Consider the following 23,247-nt stretch of genomic DNA (forward strand, 5'->3'; position numbering starts at 1 on the left):
TTTTTTATCGGGAAAAGATGGTCAGGCTTCGGGCTGTGCCTCGTGTTTCGCGCGGCGGGTGGCGACTTCCGCCTTCATCGCGGTCTGCACCTTTTCAAAGGCACGGACCTCGATCTGGCGCACGCGCTCGCGCGAGATGTTGTAGACATGGGACAGTTCTTCCAGCGTCGCCGGTTCGTCCTTGAGCCGCCGTTCGGTCAGGATATGACGTTCACGGTCGTTCAGTGACTTCATGGCATTGGCCAGAAGTGCCTGCCTGCCGGAATATTCCTCGCTCTGGGCAAGGGTTTCTTCCTGGTTGTCGTTGTCATCAACCAGCCAGTCCTGCCATTCCCCCTCGCCATCCATACGCAGCGGCGCATTCAGGCTATGGTCGGGGGCGGCAAGCCTGCGGTTCATGTTCACCACGTCCTGTTCGGGCACGCCGAGGGACTGGGCGATCTTGTTGACCTGTTCGGGCTGCAGGTCACCATCATCAATGGCCTGCATCTGCCCCTTGAGGCGACGCAGGTTGAAGAACAGTTTTTTCTGTGCAGCGGTTGTGCCGATCTTCACCAGTGACCAGCTATGCAGGATGTATTCCTGTATCGCGGCACGGATCCACCACATGGCATATGTCGCCAGACGGAAGCCACGGTCGGGGTCGAACCGGCGGACCGCCTGCATCATCCCGATATTGCCTTCGCTGATCAGTTCGCCCACCGGCAGGCCGTAACCGCGATAGCCCATGGCGATCTTGGCGACGAGACGCAGGTGGGAGGTGACAAGCTTATGCGCGGCTTCGGTGTCGCCCTTGTCCTTCCAGCGGCGCGACAGACGAAGCTCCTCCTCGGGGGAGAGCATGGGAAACTTGCGGATGTCCCGAAGGTATTTGGACAGGTTGTTTTCGGGACCGGAAATAAGGGCAGAAGCAGAAGAGGCCATTGTAACGGACTCCTGTTCCAGAGGGACGGGACAGCTTTAACCCGGTCTAACGTAACCGTGACCGGAAGGGTTGCATCGTCTCTCTGCTAGACGCACGACTGGACATCTCACGTCCCTGTATATGACCCCCGTCATGGGCAGTTTTATACAGGACGTCCAGTTAGCCTGGGGGCGTCGGCCCCGGCGAACAATCACCGAACATAGGCATTTCGCCCCATTGTGTCAATGAATATGCCTGCAAATCAGGCAATACTGGACAGCAGGTGACGGAAGTCTTCCGGTGGAGCGGTCTCGAACAGCATCTGCTCACCTGTGCGGGGATGAACGAATCCCAGCCTGCGGGCGTGAAGCGCCTGACGGGGAAAATCCAGTGCCGCCTCTTTCGCTGCGGGCGGCAGGCCACGGGCAGCGGCCGGAATCCGGCGCAGATAGACAGGGTCGCCCACCAGCGCGTGTCCGGCATGGGCGAAATGTACCCTGATCTGGTGGGTGCGCCCGGTCGCAAGTTTGCATTCCACATGGGCCAGGCCGCCATGGAACGTGTCCAGCACCCGGTAATGGGTCAGCGCCACCTTGCCACCGCCGTTGGCAATCACCGCCATGCGCTTGCGATCGCGTCGGTCACGTCCGATCGCGCCATCGAACGAGCCGTTGGCAGGCGAGGGGATGCCCCAGCAGACGGCCTGGTAAGCCCGGTCGATCCTGCGTTCGGCAAAGGCGAGGGAAAGTGCCTGATGCGCCATTTCAGTCTTGGCCGCCACCATGATGCCCGATGTGTCCTTGTCCAGCCGGTGGACGATTCCCGGCCGCCTTTCGCCCCCGATTCCGGTCAGCCCTTCGCCGCAGTGGGCCAGCAGGGCGTTGACCAGGGTACCGTCCTCATTGCCCGGGGCGGGGTGGACAACCATGCCCGCAGGTTTGTCCAGCACGATCAGGTCGCGGTCCTCATATAATATGTCCAGTGCGATATCCTGCCCCTGTGGCGTGGTGGGGATTGCGGGGGGGATGTGAATTTCATAACACATGCCTGCCCGCACGGGTTCCGCCGGATCACGCAGCGGGCTGCCATTGCGCAACAGGTGCCCGCTTTCCATAAGCGACTTGACGCGTGAGCGCGAAAGGCTTTCGACCGCATTGGCCATGAAGCGGTCCGTGCGCTGGCCTGCGTCATCGGCGGTGGCGATGACGGGGGGTGGGGGGGCAGTGTCACTCATGGCATGTGTCTATCGGAAAAAACGGTATTCGGGAACGGAAAGCACATAATGGAAAAACAGGGATCGCGGGCGCTGCTTGCGGCGGTGATCGGCATGGGGGTTCTGCTGTTCATAGGCTCGCTGGCGCTGGTGGGCGTGCTGGTGCATCGCATGATGCACCCGGTGCCCGCCCCGACCGCTGCAGTGGCCGGGATGGTAACGGTAGCTGCGCCGGTCGTTGCAGGGCCAGGCGTGCCGGGGGATCTGGTGATGGATGAAGCGCCGGGCACACATGTGCAGGCGGTGACGGCCCGCCCTGATGGGCTGCTGGCGGTGGTGCTGAGTGGTGGTGGTGCGGACCGTGTGGTGGTGTGGGACCCGGCAGGCCGACGTATCGTGGCCCGACTGGTGGTTGGCCGCCCCTGATGGGATGGGCCACAATTCTTTCCTTGCATCCCCACGGGTGATCGCATAGAACGCGGCACCGGCCTTTGTCCCGTTCGTCTAGAGGCCTAGGACACCGCCCTCTCACGGCGGCAACACGGGTTCGAATCCCGTACGGGACGCCAGATATTTCCCACGGTTTTTCGTTATGCAATGGGCAACCTGCCTGCGTGGCCGGATGATGACGGACATCCAGTAGTCCGCATGCAGGCTGGCTCCGCCATATCATCGCGGCATGATAAAGTGCATATGGCGCGCGGCCACAGGCAGGGAACGTCATCATTTTTGTAAATCAGGCACGGGCAGCGGACTTTGGCCGTATGTCACGAACCTGTTTTGAATATCGCGTTGATAAATAATGTTTATTTTTCAGCGCCATTTTTTCAAAAAAACTTCACCGAAAAACTTCTTCATCATTTGCAGGACTGTCTTCTGGGAAAGGCATGGTGTTATGCAAAATATAAATGAATTATCCGTTCAGTATATGAAATGTTCGGTGTGAGTATTGTCTGTCTGCGTGTATCCGCAGACAAGGGTCTTGTGGCCTGCCCCGATGGATCGGGATGTGGCGCTACCACTGCATATTATCCACAATGGGCTTCATGCCCATGAGTGTTGAATGAAAGCCCGCCGTAAGGCGGCTTTTCCCTATGTATTACAGTATTTCGACAGTTATTTTTTATCAGAAGGGCAATCAATCTATGGCATGGTGATGTTTTTCATATTAATATATAATAAAGGCATCTTATATCGGTGCCTATGCAGTTTGCGTGAAAAACATTGATCCAGGTCAATTTGCCCTGAAATTTAAAAATATTTTCCATCTTTTAATTTCCGGACGGATGGCAGCATATTGGAACCCGATCGTTTTCCATATCTCTCTTTTTGATTTTTTCTGGAATAATCAACGGGATTTTTTGGGGAGCTCGCGGGCCTGACGTGATAAAAATGCAACTTTCTCACCTTTCCGGTCCGTAAGGGCGCTGGTGACTGTTTCACCACCGGGAGGTAAGACGTTATGCTTCTCTTCCGTAATAAAGTCTGTCTCGTCACGGCCATGTCCGGCTTGCAGGATAGGGGAGTTTGCGATTAAGGCGTCATGGGTGCGACCGGGTATGGAATTGAACACCAGTTCCTGCCTGTGGTTGCATCGGTTCGGATTTCTGAAGTGTGTGGTGATCAATGCTGTTGGATTTTATGAAGCTGCAGAAGCATGTATCCGGGATGGGGCGTCGCTCCTTTCTGTCCGTCATGGCGGCAGCAGGCAGCATTCCTTTTATTTCAGCGGCTGAAGCAGGTGACGGCACGGCAGTGAATCAGCAGTGGGCCATTTTCCGCAGCAAATATTTCCATCCCGATGGCCGTATCGTTGATACCGGCAACAGCGGCGAATCCCACAGCGAGGGGCAGGGCTATGGCATGCTTTTCGCCGCCACCGCTGGCGATCAGGCGGCATTCGAGGCGATATGGGTGTGGGCGCGCACCAATCTCCAGCACAAGACCGATGCCCTGTTTTCCTGGCGCTACCTGGACGGGCATAACCCGCCGGTCGCGGACAAGAACAACGCTACCGATGGCGATCTGCTGATTGCGCTTGGCCTGGCACGGGCCGGCAGGCTTTGGAAGCGGGCCGACTATATTCAGGACGCTATGGCCATTTATGCCGATGTGCTGAAGCTCATGACCATGAAGGTCGGCCCCTATGAGGTGCTGCTGCCCGGTGCGACCGGATTCGTCACCAAGGATGCGGTCACTCTCAACCTTTCCTATTACGTCATGCCCTCGCTCATGCAGGCGTTTGAGCTGTCGGCCGATCCGCGGTGGCAGACCGTAATGGAAAATGGCCTGCGCATTATCGGCAAGGGACGATTCGGGCAATGGAAGCTTCCGCCGGACTGGCTGTCAATCAATCGACAGACCGGTGCCTTTTCCATAGCCAAGGGCTGGCCGCCGCGTTTCTCCTTTGATGCGATTCGCGTGCCGCTCTACCTGTATTGGGCGCATATGCTGTCACCGGAGCTTCTGGCTGACTTCACGCGTTTCTGGAACCATTTTGGCGCATCGGCGCTGCCGGGCTGGATTGACCTGACAAATGGTTCGCGGTCGCCCTATAATGCACCGCCCGGCTATCTGGCCGTCGCGTCGTGTTCGGGTCTGGCATCGGCAGGGGAACTGCCTACGCTGGATAATGCGCCGGATTACTATTCCGCAGCGCTTACATTGCTGGTCTATATCGCCCGTGCCGAGGGAGGTGGAATGTGAGTTCAGCCGATAAGGAAGTGGCAGGAGCACAGGCGCCTCGCCCGACTGTGGACATGGACAATCCACAGGATGTGTCCCGCATGCTTACGGCTGGTTACGGTCTGAGCGGGGAGGGGTTTCATTACCATTCCTTCCGCCCTGTCGTGCGGGATATGCCCGTGGAAGACCCGGAAGAGTCCGTTCATGAAGACGCGCACGACGTTCATGCCTACACTGAAGATCAGTATGCCGAACCGGAACCGCACGTTCCCGCCGCCGAGCCGGAACCGGAACCTGTGGCCCCGCCAGTCGTAGCATCCCCCGAAATACTTTCTGCGCCGCCCGCGCCGCCACCGCCAATGGCGCCGGAAGTCGTGCATGCGCCCCAGCCCCCCGTGGCTGAGACCGTGGCTCCGCCCCCTCCGCCGCCGGAAACCGTGGTGCGGCCTGCGCCTCGGCCGAATCCTGTTGCTTCGGCAGCGGATGTCGTGCAGTCGGGTGGTCAGGAGCGACGTGGCCTGCCGCCGTTTACCGAAGCGCCTGCTGCCCACGTGCCGCCACGCCCGGCACCGGTGCAGTCCGCGCCCTTCGCGGTTGAAGCGTCCGAACCGGTGGTCACCGCGACAGATGACTGGGCCCCTGTACCCAAGGCGCAGCAGCGTCGTGGACAGCGCCCGACAGGGCCTGGATTCTTCTTTGCCAAGGCAGGCGACCTGACCCAGATGGCCCGGTTGTTCCAATCCACCCCGGTGCCGACATCACCGCCTGTTCCCAAACCTGTTTCCAAGGTGACCACGATGACCAAATTAGACAAGAATTCATGGAACAACAGTACGGGACGGTCCCCGGCCCCGACGGACAATTCCCCGACGCTTACGGAAGTTTTCATGACTCTGGGAGGCCGGGCCACGGATCGTCTGATCCCCAAGCCAAGCCTGCGTGAAGCCCTGCTGCGCAAGCGCGAAGAAGAAAACGGGGAATCCTAAGCTGCATCGGCGGGCTGGACATGATGGCAGGCCAGCCCGTGATGGCAAAAAGGAATGGGGATGATCCCCGTATGACCCGCAGGCCACGCGGGCAGAAAGGCGACATGACGGACCAGATGCGTCTGACGGTTTTCTTTTGAACGTAACTATCTGTTTTATCAGTATTTATTAACCGGACGAGTTATTGATGTCAGAGGTTCAGTCGTCAGCGCCTGCGGAAAGTCGGTTCGGCCGTTTTTCCAATAAGATACTGGCACCGCGCGGTGCCAGTTACATAGTTGGGGCTGTGGGGATTTTTGCCCTGCTCGCCGCCACTACCGTCACGCTGTCGATAAATGAACAGTTGATTGTGGCATTAATATGTATTGCGGTATTTTTCATCGTCGGCCGGCGTAAAAGCCGCCGTACCCAGGTCTTTCTTGAAGTGCTTTCGGCGCTGGTATCGCTGCGGTACCTGACATGGCGCCTGACAGAAACGCTGGACTTCGATACCTGGATACAGGGCGGACTGGGCGTTACCCTGCTGCTGGCGGAACTGTATGCGCTGTACATGCTGTTCCTCAGTTATTTCCAGACGATTTCACCCCTTCATCGCGCCCCGTTGCCGATGTCACCCAACCCGGATGACTGGCCCACCGTTGATATCTTTATCCCGACCTACGATGAATCGCTGGGGATCGTACGCCTGACGGTTCTGGGTGCGCTGGGTATCGACTGGCCACCCGACAAGGTAAACGTCTACATTCTGGATGACGGCAAGCGTGAGGAATTCGCCCGCTTTGCCGAAGAATGCGGCGCGCGCTATATCGCCCGTCCCGATAACGCGCATGCCAAGGCCGGCAACCTCAACTACGCCATCAAGCATACGACAGGCGATTACATCCTCATCCTGGACTGTGACCATATCCCGACGCGTGCGTTCCTGCAGATCGCGATGGGCTGGATGGTCGAGGATCCGAAGATCGCCCTGATGCAGACCCCGCATCACTTCTATTCCCCTGACCCGTTCCAGCGTAACCTGGCCGTGGGGTACCGTACCCCGCCGGAAGGCAACCTGTTCTACGGTGTTATTCAGGACGGTAACGACTTCTGGGATGCGACCTTTTTCTGCGGTTCGTGCGCCATCCTGCGGCGTAAGGCGATTGAGGAAATCGGCGGCTTTGCAACAGAAACCGTGACGGAAGACGCCCATACCGCGCTGCGCATGCAGCGCAAGGGATGGTCAACCGCCTACCTGCGCATTCCGCTGGCCAGTGGTCTGGCGACTGAACGCCTTGTCACGCATATCGGTCAGCGTATGCGCTGGGCCCGTGGCATGATCCAGATTTTCCGTGTCGACAATCCGATGATGGGACCGGGACTGAAACTGGGGCAGCGGCTGTGTTACCTGTCGGCCATGACGTCGTTCTTCTTCGCCATTCCCCGCGTCATCTTCCTTGCGTCCCCGCTGGCCTTCCTGTTCTTCAACCAGAACATCATCGCCGCGTCCCCGCTGGCGGTGCTGGCCTACGCCATTCCGCATATGTTCCATTCCATCGCGACGGCGGCGAAAGTCAACAAGGGCTGGCGTTATTCGTTCTGGAGTGAAGTGTACGAAACCGTCATGGCGCTGTTCCTGGTGCGTGTGACCATCGTAACGATGATGTTCCCCTCCAAGGGCAAGTTCAACGTGACGGAAAAAGGTGGTGTTCTGGAGCACGAGGAATTCGATCTTGGCGCCACCTATCCGAACATCATCTTCGCCTGCATCATGGCCCTTGGCCTGCTGCGCGGGGCATATGCGCTGATTTTTCAGCATCTGGACATTATTTCGGAACGTGCTTACGCGCTGAACTGCATCTGGTCGATGATCAGCCTGATCATACTGCTGGCGGCCATTGCCGTGGGTCGTGAAACCAAGCAGATCCGCCACAGTCACCGTATTGAAGCCCAGATTCCCGTTACGGTTTATGATTACGAAGGCAATTCAAGCCACGGCATTACCGAGGACGTTTCCATGGGTGGTGTGGCGATCCACATGCCCTGGCGCGATGTTACCCCGGACCAGCCTGTACAGGTCGTGATCCATGCGGTACTGGATGGCGAGGAGGTGAACCTTCCGGCCACCATGATCCGTAGTGCCCGGGGCAAGGCCGTGTTCACATGGTCGATCAATAACATTCAGGTTGAAGCAGCCGTGGTCCGGTTCGTGTTCGGGCGTGCTGATGCCTGGCTGCAGTGGAATAATTATGAGGATGACCGGCCGTTACGAAGCCTGTGGAGTCTGATCCTCAGCATCAAGGCACTGTTCCGCAGGAAGGGTCAGATGATTGCCCATAGTCGTCCCAAGAAAAAACCAATTGCACTGCCGGTTGAGCGTAGGGAGCCAACAACCAGTCAGGGTGGTCAGAAACAGGAAGGAAAGATCAGTCGTGCGGCCTCGTGATATGAAAATGGTGTCCCTGATCGCGCTACTGGTCTTTGCAACGGGAGCACAGGCTGCCCCGATTGCATCCAGGGCGCCAGCGCCCCCGCCTGCGGGTAGTGACCTGCCCCCCTTACCTGCGTCTACCCCTGTGGCGCAGCCCCAGGCACAGACGGGAAGTAATGCTGCCGCCTCCACCCCGGCGGACGCGGCCAATAACGCGGATGCGATACTGGACAATGCCGAAAATGCGGCAGGTGCCGGTTCCGATGTCGCGACCGTTCATACCTATTCCCTGAAGGAACTGGGTGCGCAAAGCGCATTGACCATGCGCGGCGCGGCCCCGCTGCAGGGGCTGCAGTTCGGTATACCGGCGGACCAGCTGGTAACGTCGGCACGGCTGGTGGTCTCGGGTGCGATGTCGCCCAACCTCCAGCCTGACAACAGTGCGGTTACGATCACGCTGAATGAACAGTATATCGGTACCTTGCGCCCTGACCCGTCGCATCCGGCATTTGGTCCGTTGTCATTTGACGTCAATCCCATCTTCTTTGTCAGCGGCAACCGCCTGAATTTCAGCTTTGCCGCCGGGTCGAAGGGATGCGCGGACCCGTCCAACGGGCTGCAGTGGGCCAGCGTGTCCGAACATTCGCAACTGCAGATCACAACCATACCGCTTCCCCCCCGGCGCCAGCTGGCCCGGCTGCCGCAGCCTTTCTTTGACAAGACTGTAAGGCAGAAAGTGGTCATTCCGTTTGTCCTTGCACAGACATTTGATCCCGAGGTGCTCAAGGCATCCGGCATCATCGCGTCGTGGTTCGGACAGCAGACCGACTACCGTGGGGTCAATTTCCCCGTCTTCTCCACCATTCCCCAGACGGGCAACGCCATTGTGGTCGGTGTGGCGGATGAACTGCCTGCCGCACTGGGACGGCCTTCGATCAGTGGGCCAACCCTTATGGAGGTCGCCAATCCGTCCGACCCCAATGGCACGCTGCTGCTGGTGACGGGCCGTGACCGCGACGAAGTCATCACCGCAAGCAAGGGGGTCGGTTTTGGTTCCAGCGCCCTGCCAGTCGCCAGCCGCATGGACGTGGCGCCGATTGACGTCGCACCACGCGTCGCAAATGACGCGCCGTCCTTCATCCCCACCACCCGTCCGGTCCGGCTGGGTGAACTGGTGCCTGTCAGCGCATTGCAGGGGGAAGGCTATACGCCGGGTGTCCTGTCGGTGCCCTTCCGCGTGTCCCCCGACCTGTATACGTGGCGTGACCGGCCGTACAAGCTGAATGTGCGCTTCCGTGCGCCGGATGGGCCGATCCTGGATGTGGCGCGTTCACATCTGGATGTCGGTATCAACAATACCTATCTGCAGTCCTATTCACTGCGCGAGCAGAGTTCCGCAGTCGACCAGCTGCTGCGTCGTGTTGGCGTGGGCAGCCAGAACGCTGGCGTGGAACAGCATACGCTGACCATTCCGCCGTGGATGGTGTTCGGTCAGGATCAGCTGCAGTTCTATTTTGACGCAGCGCCCCTGACACAGCCAGGCTGCCGTCCCGGGCCAAGCCTGATCCACATGTCGGTTGATCCGGATTCAACCATCGACCTGTCCAACGCCTATCACATCACACGCATGCCCAACCTGGCTTACATGGCCAGTGCCGGGTATCCGTTCACCACCTATGCCGATCTGTCGCGTTCGGCCGTGGTGCTGCCGGATCATCCCAATGGCACGGTGGTCAGCGCCTATCTCGACCTCATGGGTTTCATGGGGGCGACGACCTGGTATCCCGTATCGGGTGTCGATATCGTGTCGGCTGACCATGTAAGCGATGTGGCGGACCGGAACCTGATTGTCCTGTCCACCCTGTCGAACAGTGGGGAAGTCTCCTCGCTGCTGGCCAACTCGGCTTACCAGATTTCGGACGGGCGGCTGCACATGGGGCTGCGTTCTACCCTCAGCGGGGTGTGGAACATCTTCCAGGATCCGATGTCGGTCATAAGCAGCACCCGTCCGACCGAGGTCGAAACCACCCTGAGCGGCGGTGTCGGCGCGATGGTGGAAGCAGAATCACCGCTGGCTTCCGGTCGTACGGTGCTGGCCCTGCTGTCGGCTGATGGGCAGGGGCTGGATAATCTGGTCCAGATCCTGGGGCAGCGTAAAAATCAGGCGAAGGTGCAGGGTGATCTTGTGCTGGCGCATGGCGACGACCTGACATCCTACCGCAGCTCACCGCTTTATACGGTTGGCACGCTGCCGATGTGGCTCATGCCTGACTGGTATATGCACAATCATCCCATCCGTGTGGTTGTGGTCGGCCTGTTCGGCTGTCTGCTGGTGGTGGCTGTCCTGGTTCGTGCACTGTTCCGCCACGCGATGTACCGTCGCCGGCAGTTGCAGGAAGAAAGGCAGAAATCGTGATCATGAGTAGGCGATACGTCTTTTCACTTTCTGCCGGCCTTCTTGCCAGCAGTTGCATGGGTGTGATGATGGCTGTGCCGGTAGCCCGCGCGCAGCAGGCATCAACGGCCATGACTGGCGCGCAGGCTACCGGTGGGGCCGCAGCCCCCCGGCAGATCCTGCTGCAGCAGGCACGTTTCTGGTTGCAGCAGCAGCAGTATGACAATGCCCGGCAGGCATTGCAGAACGCGCAGCGGATTGCGCCCGACTCTCCGGACGTGCTGGAGGTTCAGGGTGAATACCAGACGGCCATGGGCAACCGTGAAGCCGCCGCTGATACCCTGCGTCACCTGCAGCAGGTCGCACCCAACAGTGCGGCCGCGAACAGCCTGACCGACCTGCTGCATGAGCGTTCCATCTCCACTTCCGACCTGTCACAGGTCCGCTCGCTCGCGGCTTCAGGCCATAACGCGCAGGCCGTGGCGGGGTACCAGAAGCTGTTCAATGGTGGAAAGCCTCCCCATTCGCTGGCGGTGGAATATTACCAGACAATGGCTGGCGTGCCGGCCGACTGGGATCAGGCACGGGCGGGACTGGCCAGTGTTGTGGCAGCCAATCCGCAGGATTACCGTGCCCAGCTCGCCTTCGCGCAGGCACTGACATACAATACCCCGACCCGTATGGAAGGCTTGGCGCGACTGAAGGACCTGCAGGGGTTCCGCAGTCAGGCCCCGGTCGAAGCCGCGGCTGCAACCCAGTCCTATCGACAGACACTGAGCTGGCTGCCGGTTACCCCTGAGACGCAGCCGCTCATGCAGCAGTGGCTGGCGGCGCATCCCGATGATGCGGCGCTGAAGGAACACATGCTTCACCCGCCCGGCGGTCCGCCGGACAAGGCGGGTCTTGCACGTCAGGCAGGCTACCAGCAGCTGAACGCCGGGCGTCTTTCCGCAGCCGAGCAGTCCTTCCAGTCCGCATTGCAGGTCAATTCGCATGATGCGGATTCACTGGGCGGCATGGGGCTGGTCAGCATGCGTCAGGGCGACGCGGCGGAAGCACGCCGTTATTTCCAGGAAGCGATGGCGGCCGACCCCAAGACGGCTGACCGCTGGCGTCCCGCGCTGGCGGGTATGGAAATCAGTGGTGACTATGCCGCCGTGCGCCAGATGATCGCGGCGCATGAATATACCGAAGCCAAGCAGCGCCTGACGTCCCTGGCGCGCCAGCCGGGGCAGTTCACCGGTGCGACGCTGATGCTGGCGGACCTGCAGCGCACGACCGGGCAGATTGATGCGTCCGAGCAGTCATACCGTTCCGTTCTGGCGCGCGACCCCAACAGCCCGCTGGCCCTGATGGGACTGGCGCGGGTGGACATGGCGCAGGGCAATACGGCGGAAGCCCGCCAGTTGCTTTCACGCGTCGGGCCGCAATATGCCGAACAGGTGGGCGAGATCGAGGTGACGGGCCTGATGGCCGCAGCCTCGCATACGTCGGATTCGGCACGTAAGGTCTCCATCCTGCGTGAAGCCATGACACAGGCACCGCGCGACCCGTGGGTGCGCATCAATCTTGCCAACGCCCTGCAGCAGCAGGGTGACGTGGCGGAAGCCGGCCGTGTCATGCAGCCGATTCTGGCCAACCCGGTTACGGCACAGGACCGGCAGGCAGGCATCCTGTATACTTATGGCGCAGGCAATGATGCGGCGACCCGCCGCCTACTGTCCGGCATGTCGCCCGAGGACTATTCCCCGGCCATCCGTTCCATTGCCGAGGAAATGCAGATCAAGGAAGATCTGGCCAGTCGCCTGTCGATGGTGCCCAACCCGGTACCCCTGATCCGTGAGGCCCTGTCCCCGCCGGACCCGACGGGCGCGCGCGGTGTAGCCGTGGCCGACCTGTTTCGCCTGCGTGGCGACATGGTCCATGCCCGCATGGCGCTGCGTATCGCCTCGACACGCACGATCGACCTGTCGACCGAGCAGCGTCTGGCCTATGCCACCGAATACATGAAGATCAGCAATCCGGTCGCTGCCGCCCGTCTGCTTGCGCCCCTGGGCGATGGCAGCGGGAACGGGACGGGCAATGCGATGCTGCCTGAACAGCAGCAGACCCTGCAGCAGCTGCGCATGGGTATTTCCGTGGCCCAGTCCGACCTGCTGAACCAGCGTGGCGATCAGGCGCAGGCTTACGATCATCTGGCCCCCGCGCTGCGCGCCGATCCGGAGGCGACTTCCCCCAAACTCGCGCTGGCCCGGCTGTACAATGGTGAAGGCAAGGCGAGCAAGGCGCTGGAGATCGACCTTGCGGTGCTGCGCCACAATCCGCAGGATCTTGATGCCCGTCAGGCGGCGGTGCAGGCTGCGGTCAATAGCGGGCGCAAGAGCCTGGCGACCCGACTGGCGATGGATGGTGTGCAGGAAAGTCCGATGGATGCCCGTGCGTGGCTGGGCATGGCCGTGGCTGATCAGGCTGACGGACATGGCCACCGGACCATTGCGGACCTGCGCCGGGCCTATGACCTTCGCCTGCAGCAGGTTGAGGGTTCCCGCATGGCGGCGGGCGCCGGTGCGGCCGGGGCCGAGCAGGACGCGCTTGCGCCGCCTTCCAGCAACCCTTTCCGGCACCATGGTTATGGTCGGCAGACGGAACTGGGCGCGCCGGTCACCGGTGGGTCCTACAGCATGGAAGCGACCTCGCCCGAGGCATCGGACCAGATGCTGTCCTCCATTTCCGGGCAGATCAACACGCTGCGTGAAAACCTGGCTCCATCCATCGACGGGGGCCTCGGGTTCCGGTCGCGTTCGGGTGAACACGGCATGGGCCGCCTGACGGAAGCCAATATTCCCATCGTGGGCCGCCTGCCGCTGCAGGCGGGTGAGTCCAGCCTGACGTTCTCGCTCACGCCAACCATGATCTGGTCAGGTGATCTTGATAGTGATTCTGTCTATGACGTGCCCCGCTATGGCACCGACATGGCGGTAAAGGCGTGGAACCAGTACGCCACTTACATGAACCGGCAGAACCAGAACTCCACCACCCGCTACAAGACCCAGGCGATACAGGGCGGGCAGGGCGAAGCAGGCTTCGCGCCTGATGTCCAGTTTGGCAATAGCTGGGTGCGGGCGGATGTCGGTGCGTCACCGATCGGCTTCCCCATCACCAATGTGCTGGGCGGGGTCGAGTTCTCGCCGCGTGTTGGTCCGGTCACGTTCCGTGTCAGTGCCGAACGGCGTTCGATTACCAACAGTGTCCTGTCCTATGGCGGCCTGCGTGACCCGAACTATTATTCCGCCATCGGGCGTTATGCCCGTAGCCTGTACGGCAAGGAACTGGCGTCACAGTGGAGCCAGGAATGGGGTGGTGTCGTCACCAACCACTTCCATGGGCAGGTTGAGGCAACGCTGGGCAACACCATCGTATATGGTGGTGGTGGCTACGCAATCCAGACCGGCAAGAACACGCGGAGCAATAACGAGCGTGAAGCGGGCATCGGCGTCAATACGCTGGTGTGGCACAATGCCAACATGCTGGTGCGGATCGGTGTCAGCCTGACCTACTTCGGTTATGCGAACAACCAGGATTTCTATACCTACGGACAGGGCGGCTACTTCTCGCCGCAGTCCTATTACGCAGCCACCGTTCCGATCCGTTATGCCGGTCAGCACAAGCGGCTTGACTGGGACGTGAACGCTTCCGTTGGCTATCAGGTCTTCCACGAACATTCGTCACCGTTCTTCCCCACGTCTTCGTTGCTGCAGTCGGGGGCGCAGTATGTGGCCAATAATTACGTGACGAACGCGACAAGCTCTGATTATCTCTCACAGGAAACGGTCAACAGCGCCTACTATCCCGGGGATAGTATTGCTAGTCTTACGGGTGGCTTCAATGCTAGGGTAGGGTACCGATTTACCCACAATCTTCGTCTTGATCTGTCGGGGCGCTGGCAGAAGGCCGGTAACTGGACTGAAAGCGGCGCCATGATTTCCGCACACTATCTTATTATGGACCAGTAATGACAACTTTCAACGCAAAACCGGACTTCTCGCTTTTCTTGCAGGCCCTGTCATGGGAAATTGACGATCAGGCCGGGATCGAGGTCAGAAATGACCTGTTGCGGGAGGTCGGCCGCGGAATGGCTGGTCGCCTGCAGCCGCCCCTGTGCAACACCATTCACCAGTTGCAGATCGAACTGAATGCCCTGCTGGGCATGATCAACTGGGGCTATGTGAAGCTGGAACTGCTGGCGGAAGAACAGGCCATGCGCATCGTGCATGAAGACCTGCCGCAGGTTGGCAGCGCGGGTGAGCCGTCAGGCACATGGCTGGCCCCGGTGCTGGAAGGGCTGTACGGCCGCTGGATCACGTCGCAGCCCGGTGCGTTCGGTGATTATGTCGTCAGCCGCGATATCGATGCGGAAGACCTGAATTCCGTCCCGAGCCAGACCATCATCCTGTATATGCGCACCCGCAGCAACAGCAACTGATCCGGCCCGCCCGGCTGTTCTGTTTCCAAAACCCCGCCCGCAGGCATGTATATGGCCTGCAGGTGGGGTTTTTTTACACCTGTCGCTCCAATTTCCAGTCCAGCCTTGCGCTAGATCATGCGGATTAAAGGTGGAGTGTTTCAGTAATATTGCCGCAGCAGGCGGATGGGCGGTCTGGCCCGCATCACTGCTGCCCTTATCATCAAGGAGGAGCCTGCCGCATGAAACTGTCCCGCAAGATATCCCTGCTGTCTGCCGTGGCGTGCGGCATGATGGTGGCGCATGGCGTCCCCCATGCCCATGCCGCGCACGGTTCGACCGACCCGGCGGATGAAAAGGCGCGGCAGGTGCTCGCGCATATGAGCCTGGAAGACAAGATGTCCCTGCTGTTCAGCGTGGATGGCGGCGGGTTCAACGGCAGTGTTGCCCCGCCGGGCGGCCTTGGTTCGGCGGCTTACCTGCGTGCACCTGCCGGGTCAGGCCTGCCTGACCTGCAGATTTCGGATGCGGGGCTTGGCGTGCGTAACCCGGCCCATATCCGTAAGGACGGTGCGGCGGTTTCCCTGCCATCGGGTCTGTCCACCGCCAGTTCGTGGGACATGGACATGGCGCGCCAGGCAGGCGCCATGATTGGTCGTGAAGCATGGCAGCAGGGTTTTAATGTCCTGCTGGGTGGTGGGGCCGACCTGACCCGTGACCCGCGTGGTGGCCGCAATTTCGAATATGCGGGCGAGGATCCGCTGCAGACCGGTCGCATGGTTGGCAGCACCATTGCGGGTGTGCAGTCACAGCATGTGATTTCCACCCTAAAGCATTACGCGATGAATGATCTTGAGACATCGCGCATGACCATGAGCGCCGATATCGACCCTGTCGCCATGCGCGAAAGCGACCTGCTGGGGTTCGAGATCGCGATCGAAACGGGACATCCCGGTTCCGTCATGTGTGCCTATAACCGCGTCAATGACCTGTATGCGTGCGAAAGCCCGTACCTGCTGACAAAGACGCTGAAGCAGGACTGGCATTATCCCGGTTTTGTCATGTCCGACTGGGGGGCGACCCATTCCTCCGCCCGTGCGGCGCTGGCTGGCCTTGATCAGGAATCCGCGGGTGACCATGCTGATGCACGGCCCTATTTCCGCACGCTGCTGGCCGCTGATGTGAAGGCCGGTCGCGTGCCGCAGTCGCGTATTGACGACATGGCGCAGCGTATCGTCCGCTCCCTGTTCGCGCAGGGGCTGGTTGACCATCCGCCCGTGCGCGCCCCGCTGGATGTCGTGACCGATACCCTTGTCGCCCAGCGTGATGAGGAGGAGGGGGCGGTCCTGCTGCGTAACGAGGGCAATATCCTGCCGCTGGCCCCCACCGCGCGCATTGCGGTCATTGGCGGCCATGCGGATGTGGGCGTGATTTCGGGCGGTGGGTCCAGTCAGGTCGATCCCATCGGGGGCGAGGTGGTCAAGGGACCGGGCAAGAAGGACTGGCCGGGCGATCCGGTCTACTTCCCGTCTTCCCCGCTCAAGGCCATGCGGGCCGAAGCACCGGCCGCCCATATCACCTATGATCCGGGCACGAATATCGCCGCTGCCGTCCGTGCCGCCCGCGCGGCCGATGTCGCCGTCGTGTATGCAACACAGTTTACCTTTGAGGGGATGGACGCGCCGAACATGCACCTTGACGGCAATGCCGATGCGCTGATCGCTGCCGTCGCCGCCGCCAATCCGCGCACCGTCGTGGTCATGGAAACCGGCGATCCGGTGCTGATGCCGTGGAACGGCAGTGTTGCGGGCGTGCTGGAGGCATGGTTCCCCGGTTCCGGCGGCGGGACCGCCATCGCCCGGCTGCTGTTTGGCAAGGTCGCACCCTCGGGCCATCTGACCATGACCTTCCCGCAGGCTGAATCCCAACTGGCCCATCCCGATATCGCGGGTGTGAACGCCAATAACGTGTTCGAGATGCAGTTCCACACCGATCAGGAGCTGGTTTACGACGAAGGCAGCGATGTCGGTTACCGCTGGTTCGACCGCAATCACCTCAAGCCGCTCTATCCGTTCGGCTATGGCCTGACCTACACCACTTTCGCAACCGACGGGCTGGTGGCGGGGTATCACCACAAGCAACTGACGGTGACGTTCAACGTGCGTAATACCGGCACGCGTCCGGGCGTGGATGTGCCGCAGGTTTATGTCGGGCTGCCCGACGGTGGCGCGCGCAGGCTGGCGGGCTGGCAACGCGTCAAGCTGGCGCCGGGTGAAAGCCGTCAGGTTTCGGTGCAGGTTGATCCGCGCCTGCTGGCCCATTTTGATGGCAAGCATGACCGCTGGGACATTCCCTCGGGCCGGTTCCGGGTCTGGCTGGGTCATTCGGCCATGGATGACAGCCAGCAGGTGAGCGTGCATCTGTCTGGCCGCACGCTGGCACCCTGAGTTACCCGGTGAAGGATATCGTGCGGGCCATAGGCGTGCTGGGGGCGGTCGTGCTGCCTGCTTCCGGTTCCTGTCTGGCGGCCGGCCTGCCCGATACCCCGCTTGATCGCGCCCGTGTGCTGCTGGCGGTCCAGCAACTGGAAATCACGCTGCTGACCCATCCCAGCGCGACGCTGGCGCTGGAAGACTGGTGCGCCACCCATCACATGGCCGACAGGCCGGTAGTGGTTGCGCGCAAGATGACACTGGCGGCCCCGGATCCCGTGCCCGAACGTGTGCGGGCCGACCTTGGGGCCAGCGCCACGCAGCCCATCCGGCACCGGCAGGTGCAGCTTGTCTGCGGGACGCATGTGCTGTCGGTTGCCGACAACTGGTATGTGCCCGACCGGCTGACAGCAGATATGAATACAGCACTGGATGGAACCGATGCCGCATTCGGGCATGTGGTCGCACCCTTGCATTTTTCCCGCGACCGGCTGGAATTCACCCGGTTGTGGTCCCCATGGCCGGGTGGCCCGCAGGGCGCAGGGGGCGTGATTACGCCGCCAGCCGCAATCGTGCGCCAGCGCGCGGTGCTGCGCGATACGCATGGCCAGCCTTTTAGCGAGGTGGTGGAGACCTATACCGACCAGACCCTCGCTTTCATGCCGATGGCGGATGCGGATTACGCGCACTAGCCTTGCATTGCGGCCTGGGGGAAGGGACGCTACTGCGGTGCATGGCCACATGACCGGAGCAAGAGAAAATCATCATGATCGACCTGCGTGATCCCAGCACGCCCGCACGGAACGTGCGGCAGGTGCTTGGCCTGCGACCCCACCCCGAAGGTGGCAGCTACCGCGAGATCTGGCGCGACACCCCCGCTGATGGTCCGCGTGGCGCGGTCTCGACCATACAGTTCCTGCTGGCTGAAGGGGAGCGTTCGCACTGGCACCGGGTCGATGCAGCGGAAATCTGGTGCTGGCAGGGTGGCAGCCCGCTGATGCTGGAGATCGCCCACCATGCAGGCGGCCCGGTTGAACGCGTGACCATTGGACCGCTGCCGGAGCAGGGGCAGGTGACGCAGGCTGTTGTGCCGGCAGGCGCATGGCAGGCGGCATTCCCGCTGGGGGCATGGAGCCTGATGGGCTGTCAGGTCGCACCGGCCTTCGTTTTCAGTCATTTCGAGATGGCCCCGCCGGGCTGGTCGCCAGAAGGAGAGGCATCATGACGTTCCCCAGATGGCTGACCTGGGCGCGCGACCTGCAGGCATTGGCCCAGAGTGGCCTGACCTATGCCGAAAGTCCGTTCGACCGTGAACGTTATGAAAGCATAAGGCAGATCGCGGCTGACATGATGGCCGCAGGCAGCAGCGTCGACATGGAACGCGTGCTGGGCCTGTTCAGCCAGCAGGACGGCTACGCCACGCCAAAAATCGTGGTGCGGGCTGCCGTGTTTGATGACCGTCAGCGGATTTTGCTGGTGCGCGAAGTGCTGGACCATGATCGGTGGACCCTGCCCGGTGGCTGGGCGGACGTGAATCTCAGCCCGGTGGAAAACGTGGTCAAGGAAGTGCGTGAGGAAAGTGGGTATGATGTCCGCGTGACCCGGCTTGCCGCTGTATGGGACCGGGACCGGCAGGGCCATCCGCCCGCACCGTTTTCCTGTTACACGCTTTATTTCATATGTGAACTGACCGGCGGGCAGGCACAAACCAGTGTCGAGACATCCGAAATCGGCTGGTTCGGCCCCGATGAAATCCCTGCGGACCTGTCCATGGGCCGCGTCCTGCCCCACCAGATCGCGCGCATGTTCGACCATGTCCATGATCCGGCCCTGCCAACGGATTTTGATTGAAAGCGTGTTTCCAGACAACGGATTGATAGGGAATGAGAAAAGTTTTGAACTGCGCCTTTTTCCTGCAAGACGGCGTTCCCTGAAGCTTTCCGGGAAAAGCGTTATCAGAAACTTCCTTTGATTGCCTGATGTTTCCCCGGCTGACTTTTCAGACAGCCTTTTCGGGGCGGAATTCTGAAATGGTCCTGGAGCACCTCTGCCCGCAGGCCATTGAAAACGCCGCGAAGATTTCCATATCCATTACAAATTGAAACCAGACGGCATTTTCACGAACGAAGGACCGGCAATGACAGAAAACACAACGACAACTTCACCCGAAGCCACGGGCGAACAGCATGAATTCAGCGCCGAGGTCGGCCGCCTGCTCGACCTTGTGGTGCATGCGCTTTATTCCGAACGCGAGATCTTCCTGCGCGAACTTGTCGCCAACGCGGCAGACGCGACTGACAAGCGGCGTTTCGAGGCCCTGACCGATGGTGCCCGTGCGCTGCCCGATGATGCCAAGATCCGCATCAATCCCGACAAGGACGCCCGCCTGCTGACCATAAGCGATGATGGCGCGGGCATGAGCAAGGAAGAACTGGCCCGCAATCTTGGCACCATCGCGCGTTCAGGCACCCGTGCCTTTGGCGAGGAACTGGCCAATGCCAGGCCTGAGGACAAGCCCAGCCTGATCGGGCAGTTCGGCGTGGGCTTCTATGCCGCCTTCATGGTGGCGGAGCGGGTGGACGTGATCTCGCGCCGCGTGGGCAGCGACGAAGCGTGGTGCTGGTCTTCCACTGGCAAGGGCAACTATACGATCAGCCCGGCCACCCGTGACAGGCCGGGTACCGACATCATCATGCATATCAAGGAAGATGCGAACGACTTTCTTGATTCATGGCAGCTTGAGAACATCGTGCGCAAATGGGCGGATCACATCTCGTGGCCCATCACCATTGTCAAGGATGATGGCGAGGAAACATCCGCCAACAAGGGCACGGCGCTGTGGCGCAAGCCGCGTGGCGAGATTGATGAAGAACAGCTGAACGAATTCTATCGCCACGTCAGCCACAACTTCGACACGCCATGGGCAACGCTGCACTGGCATGCCGAAGGAATGCTGGAATTCTCTGCCCTGCTGTTCATCCCCGGCAGTAAGCCGTTTGAATTCGCCGAACCGGTGCGTGAAAGCCAGATCCGCCTGCATGTCCGCCGTATGTTCATTACTGATGATGCCGGGTTGCTGCCGCCATGGCTGCGCTTTGTCACCGGCGTGGTGGATACCGAAGACCTGCCGCTGAACGTATCGCGTGAAATGCTGCAGGCGACGCCGGTGCTGGCGCGCATTCGCAAGGCCGTGACCAACCGCGTGATCTCCGAACTCAGGACCCGCAGCAAGGACGAGGCGGATTTCGAGAAGTTCTGGGACAATTTCGGCCCGACCTTCAAGGAAGGCATATGGGACGATGCCGAACACCGCACGGAACTGGCCGCCATCGCGCGTTTCCGTTCCAGCACGCAGGACGGCTGGACCACGCTGGACGCCTACCTTGAGCGCAAGAAGCCCGAGCAGGAAGCCATCTACTACCTGACCGGCGACCGCACGGAAATGCTGCCGTCCTCGCCGCAGCTTGAAGGTTTCCGCGCCCGTGGCATCGAGGTGCTGCTGCTGTCCGATCCAGTGGATTCCTTCTGGCCCGAACGTCTGGGTGTGTACAAGGACACGCCCCTGCGTAATATCAGCCAGTTCCACACTGATCTGGAAAAGTTCGGTGCGCCGGAGGAAACGCAGGCTGAAAAGGATGCGCTGGATGTCGTCATCCCAGCGCTGAAGGAAGCCCTGGGTGACGCGGTATCGGATGTGAAGGGCACCAACCGTCTGGTCAACAGCGCCGTGGTGCTGGCGGCTCCCGAGTCCGGTCCGGATCTGCAGATGCTTCGCCTGATGAAGCGCAGCGGCCAGCAGGTGCCTGACACAGCGCCCGTGCTGCAGGTCAATCCCGGCCATCCGCTGATAGCGGATCTTGCAACCCGGGTGAAGAATGGCGACCCGGTGCAGGATATTGCCCTGACGCTTATGGATATGGCCCGTATCCAGGACGGCGAAAGCCCGAAGGACCCGACTGGCTTTGCCCAGCGCCTGACTATGATCCTGACCCGCCTGCCGCTGTCGGACGGGCCGCAGGGCTGAGTATTCCGGTCCCGTCAGCCTGACTGGTAAAAAATCCCGCCATGCATCGCGCATGGCGGGATTTTTTTTGGTTTTGAAGACTGTTTGAAAACAACATATTGATAAATAAAAATAAAATTTTCAGGTGTCCTTTTTATTCACAAAAAGGCGGCGTTCTTTGACGCTTGTTTGGGAAAAGCTTCACCAGAATTTCTTTACGATTTGCACGATGTCGCCTGTCTGCCCGGCATGAAATGGCAGTGTTTCTTCTAAGCGTTACTGTGCGGGCGTTATTTCTGTCCCCTTTCCGGTGCATGGGACCGGGCCTGCATACATGGTCTGGCATATGGTTCCGGTGTGGAATACTGTGCGGACTGCCTGTATGATGGTGTCATGCAGGGACGGGGCCATGCTGCCACGGTGGTACGAAAGGCCCATATTACCGGTTCATGAAGTATTCGGGTCCAGGGGGGCTTGAATGCCTGTCGGCCGGATGCTTCCCTACGCGCCCTTTTGTGTGTTCTGGTTTTTCGATGGCGGCAAGTATTATATGAAAATTGATAACGTCTCTTATCGCAGCGTATGGGTGGACACGGATGATGGCTGGTCGGTCCGTATCTTTGACCAGACCCGCCTGCCATGGTCGCTTGATATCCTGCGCCTGACCGAACGCGATCAGGTGGCGCATGCCATCCGCACCATGCAGGTGCGCGGCGCGCCGCTGATTGGTGCTGTCGCGGCTTATGGGCTGGCGCTGGCCCTGCGTCAGGACAGCAGCGATGCAGCCATGGAACGTGACGCGGCGTTGCTTGCGGCCACACGGCCCACGGCGGTCAACCTTGGCTGGGCGATCCGGCGTATGCTGACCCGCCTGCGCACCACCGCGCCTGCGGACCGCGTGGCGGCGGCGTATGACGAAGCCGGGCGTATCTGTGATGAAGACGTGATCCAGAATGAAGCCATTGGCCGGCAGGGCCTTGAGCTGATCGAGGAAATCGCTGCCCGTCGCCCCGGTCCGGTCAACATCATGACCCACTGCAACGCGGGCTGGATCGCGACAGTGGACTGGGGCACCGCACTTGCGCCGATCTATATGGCGCATGACCGGGGCATTGACGTGCATGTGTGGGTGGATGAAACCCGCCCGCGCAACCAGGGTGCGTCGCTGACCGCATGGGAACTGGGCCGCCACGGTGTCAGGCACACCGTCATTGCCGATAATGCAGGCGGGCACCTGATGCAGCATGGTCAGGTGGATATGGTGATCGTGGGGACCGACCGCGTGACCCGCACGGGTGATGTGGCCAACAAGATCGGCACGTACCTCAAGGCGCTGGCGGCTCATGACAATGGCGTGCCCTTCTGGGTGGCGCTGCCGTCCACCACTATCGACTGGACCATCAACGATGGCGTGAAGGAAATCCCCATCGAGGAACGCAGCGGGCGTGAAGTCACCCATATCCAGGGGCGCGACGAAGCAGGCAGCGTGACCAGCGTGCAGCTTGTGCCCGATGGCAGTGCGGCCGCCAACCCGGCGTTTGACGTGACCCCGGCACGTCTTGTGACCGGACTGATTACCGAACGTGGGCGTTGCCCCGCCACGGCGGACGGGCTGTGCGACCTGTTCCCCGAATACGTGTAAGGTACGGCCCCGCAGGCCGGGGCTGCCACCTATAACCTTGACAGGCGTGGGCGGGATTGGCTTTGTCGCGCCTGCAACCGGGTGTGGCCCCATGGGGCGCATCCCCCCAAATCTG

The 23,247-nt window shown here is 60.7% G+C and carries 15 protein-coding genes and 1 tRNA gene; 14 read left to right on the plus strand and 2 right to left on the minus strand.

Annotated features, from left to right (window positions below):
• Positions 1 to 21: 21 nt before the first annotated feature.
• Both rpoH and ACE2AA_RS14320 read right to left on the minus strand, forming a co-directional pair.
• Complete coding sequence (gene rpoH / locus ACE2AA_RS14315) at positions 22 to 924, minus strand: RNA polymerase sigma factor RpoH (RefSeq protein ID WP_141262105.1); 903 nt, start codon at positions 922 to 924, stop codon at positions 22 to 24.
• Positions 925 to 1,166: 242 nt separating this feature from the next.
• Entirely contained in the window at positions 1,167 to 2,138 is a 972-nt protein-coding gene (locus ACE2AA_RS14320; protein WP_141262106.1) for an RluA family pseudouridine synthase, read from the minus strand.
• 48 nt (positions 2,139 to 2,186) lie between these two features.
• Here ACE2AA_RS14320 and ACE2AA_RS14325 point away from each other — a divergent pair, with 48 nt between their 5' ends.
• The 14 genes from ACE2AA_RS14325 (at position 2,187) to mtnA (ending at position 23,132) form a co-directional block, all read left to right on the plus strand.
• Entirely contained in the window at positions 2,187 to 2,543 is a 357-nt protein-coding gene (locus tag ACE2AA_RS14325) for a hypothetical protein (protein ID WP_141262107.1), read from the plus strand.
• Positions 2,544 to 2,610: 67 nt separating this feature from the next.
• Positions 2,611 to 2,686 (plus strand) — tRNA-Glu (locus ACE2AA_RS14330).
• Positions 2,687 to 3,743: 1,057 nt separating this feature from the next.
• Positions 3,744 to 4,823, plus strand: coding sequence for a glycosyl hydrolase family 8 (locus ACE2AA_RS14335; protein WP_141262108.1), 1,080 nt, complete (start codon positions 3,744 to 3,746; stop codon positions 4,821 to 4,823).
• Positions 4,820 to 5,788, plus strand: a complete 969-nt coding sequence (locus tag ACE2AA_RS14340) for an endoglucanase (protein ID WP_395370229.1) — start codon at positions 4,820 to 4,822, stop codon at positions 5,786 to 5,788. Before ACE2AA_RS14335 ends, ACE2AA_RS14340 begins: the two co-directional genes overlap by 4 nt.
• Before the next feature lie 187 nt (positions 5,789 to 5,975).
• Positions 5,976 to 8,213: a UDP-forming cellulose synthase catalytic subunit gene (gene bcsA, locus ACE2AA_RS14345; RefSeq protein WP_141262109.1), complete on the plus strand. Its 2,238-nt coding sequence runs from the start codon at positions 5,976 to 5,978 to the stop codon at positions 8,211 to 8,213.
• The gene (locus ACE2AA_RS14350) at positions 8,200 to 10,614 is read left to right on the plus strand and encodes a cellulose biosynthesis cyclic di-GMP-binding regulatory protein BcsB (RefSeq protein WP_227001099.1); all 2,415 of its coding nucleotides are present in this window, start codon (positions 8,200 to 8,202) and stop codon (positions 10,612 to 10,614) included. The genes bcsA and ACE2AA_RS14350 overlap by 14 nt, the downstream gene beginning before the upstream one ends.
• Before the next feature lie 2 nt (positions 10,615 to 10,616).
• Entirely contained in the window at positions 10,617 to 14,606 is a 3,990-nt protein-coding gene (locus tag ACE2AA_RS14355) for a cellulose synthase subunit BcsC-related outer membrane protein (RefSeq protein ID WP_395370232.1), read from the plus strand.
• A complete protein-coding gene (gene bcsD / locus ACE2AA_RS14360) occupies positions 14,606 to 15,076 on the plus strand; it encodes a cellulose biosynthesis protein BcsD (RefSeq protein ID WP_141262111.1) in 471 nt (156 codons plus the stop codon). The genes ACE2AA_RS14355 and bcsD overlap by 1 nt, the downstream gene beginning before the upstream one ends.
• 221 nt (positions 15,077 to 15,297) lie before the next feature.
• Positions 15,298 to 17,502 carry a beta-glucosidase gene (locus ACE2AA_RS14365; protein WP_395370234.1) on the plus strand — a complete coding sequence of 735 codons (2,205 nt, stop codon included), beginning with the start codon at positions 15,298 to 15,300 and terminating at the stop codon, positions 17,500 to 17,502.
• 8 nt (positions 17,503 to 17,510) lie between these two features.
• A complete protein-coding gene (locus tag ACE2AA_RS14370) occupies positions 17,511 to 18,179 on the plus strand; it encodes a hypothetical protein (protein WP_395370236.1) in 669 nt (222 codons plus the stop codon).
• 74 nt (positions 18,180 to 18,253) lie between these two features.
• Entirely contained in the window at positions 18,254 to 18,712 is a 459-nt protein-coding gene (locus tag ACE2AA_RS14375; protein ID WP_141262113.1) for a cupin domain-containing protein, read from the plus strand.
• Positions 18,709 to 19,338, plus strand: coding sequence for an NUDIX hydrolase (locus ACE2AA_RS14380; RefSeq protein ID WP_141262114.1), 630 nt, complete (start codon positions 18,709 to 18,711; stop codon positions 19,336 to 19,338). The genes ACE2AA_RS14375 and ACE2AA_RS14380 overlap by 4 nt, the downstream gene beginning before the upstream one ends.
• Positions 19,339 to 19,624: 286 nt before the next feature.
• Entirely contained in the window at positions 19,625 to 21,511 is a 1,887-nt protein-coding gene (gene htpG / locus ACE2AA_RS14385) for a molecular chaperone HtpG (protein ID WP_395370238.1), read from the plus strand.
• Positions 21,512 to 22,040: 529 nt separating this feature from the next.
• Complete coding sequence (gene mtnA / locus ACE2AA_RS14390; RefSeq protein WP_162851965.1) at positions 22,041 to 23,132, plus strand: S-methyl-5-thioribose-1-phosphate isomerase; 1,092 nt, start codon at positions 22,041 to 22,043, stop codon at positions 23,130 to 23,132.
• Positions 23,133 to 23,247: the final 115 nt, after the last annotated feature.

Source organism: Komagataeibacter diospyri (assembly GCF_043995075.1).
Taxonomy (GTDB): Bacteria; Pseudomonadota; Alphaproteobacteria; order Acetobacterales; family Acetobacteraceae; genus Komagataeibacter; species Komagataeibacter diospyri.

What these genes read in the sequence shown, in the direction of transcription:
- rpoH (WP_141262105.1), bottom strand. Translation starts at nt 924, where the DNA reads ATGGCCTCTTCTGCTTCTGCCCTTATTTCCGGTCCCGAAAACAACCTG.
- ACE2AA_RS14320 (WP_141262106.1), bottom strand. Translation starts at nt 2,138, where the DNA reads ATGAGTGACACTGCCCCCCCACCCCCCGTCATCGCCACCGCCGATGAC.
- ACE2AA_RS14325 (WP_141262107.1), top strand. Translation starts at nt 2,187, where the DNA reads ATGGAAAAACAGGGATCGCGGGCGCTGCTTGCGGCGGTGATCGGCATG.
- ACE2AA_RS14335 (WP_141262108.1), top strand. Translation starts at nt 3,744, where the DNA reads ATGCTGTTGGATTTTATGAAGCTGCAGAAGCATGTATCCGGGATGGGG.
- bcsA (WP_141262109.1), top strand. Translation starts at nt 5,976, where the DNA reads ATGTCAGAGGTTCAGTCGTCAGCGCCTGCGGAAAGTCGGTTCGGCCGT.
- ACE2AA_RS14355 (WP_395370232.1), top strand. Translation starts at nt 10,617, where the DNA reads ATGAGTAGGCGATACGTCTTTTCACTTTCTGCCGGCCTTCTTGCCAGC.
- bcsD (WP_141262111.1), top strand. Translation starts at nt 14,606, where the DNA reads ATGACAACTTTCAACGCAAAACCGGACTTCTCGCTTTTCTTGCAGGCC.
- ACE2AA_RS14365 (WP_395370234.1), top strand. Translation starts at nt 15,298, where the DNA reads ATGAAACTGTCCCGCAAGATATCCCTGCTGTCTGCCGTGGCGTGCGGC.
- ACE2AA_RS14375 (WP_141262113.1), top strand. Translation starts at nt 18,254, where the DNA reads ATGATCGACCTGCGTGATCCCAGCACGCCCGCACGGAACGTGCGGCAG.
- ACE2AA_RS14380 (WP_141262114.1), top strand. Translation starts at nt 18,709, where the DNA reads ATGACGTTCCCCAGATGGCTGACCTGGGCGCGCGACCTGCAGGCATTG.
- htpG (WP_395370238.1), top strand. Translation starts at nt 19,625, where the DNA reads ATGACAGAAAACACAACGACAACTTCACCCGAAGCCACGGGCGAACAG.
- mtnA (WP_162851965.1), top strand. Translation starts at nt 22,041, where the DNA reads ATGAAAATTGATAACGTCTCTTATCGCAGCGTATGGGTGGACACGGAT.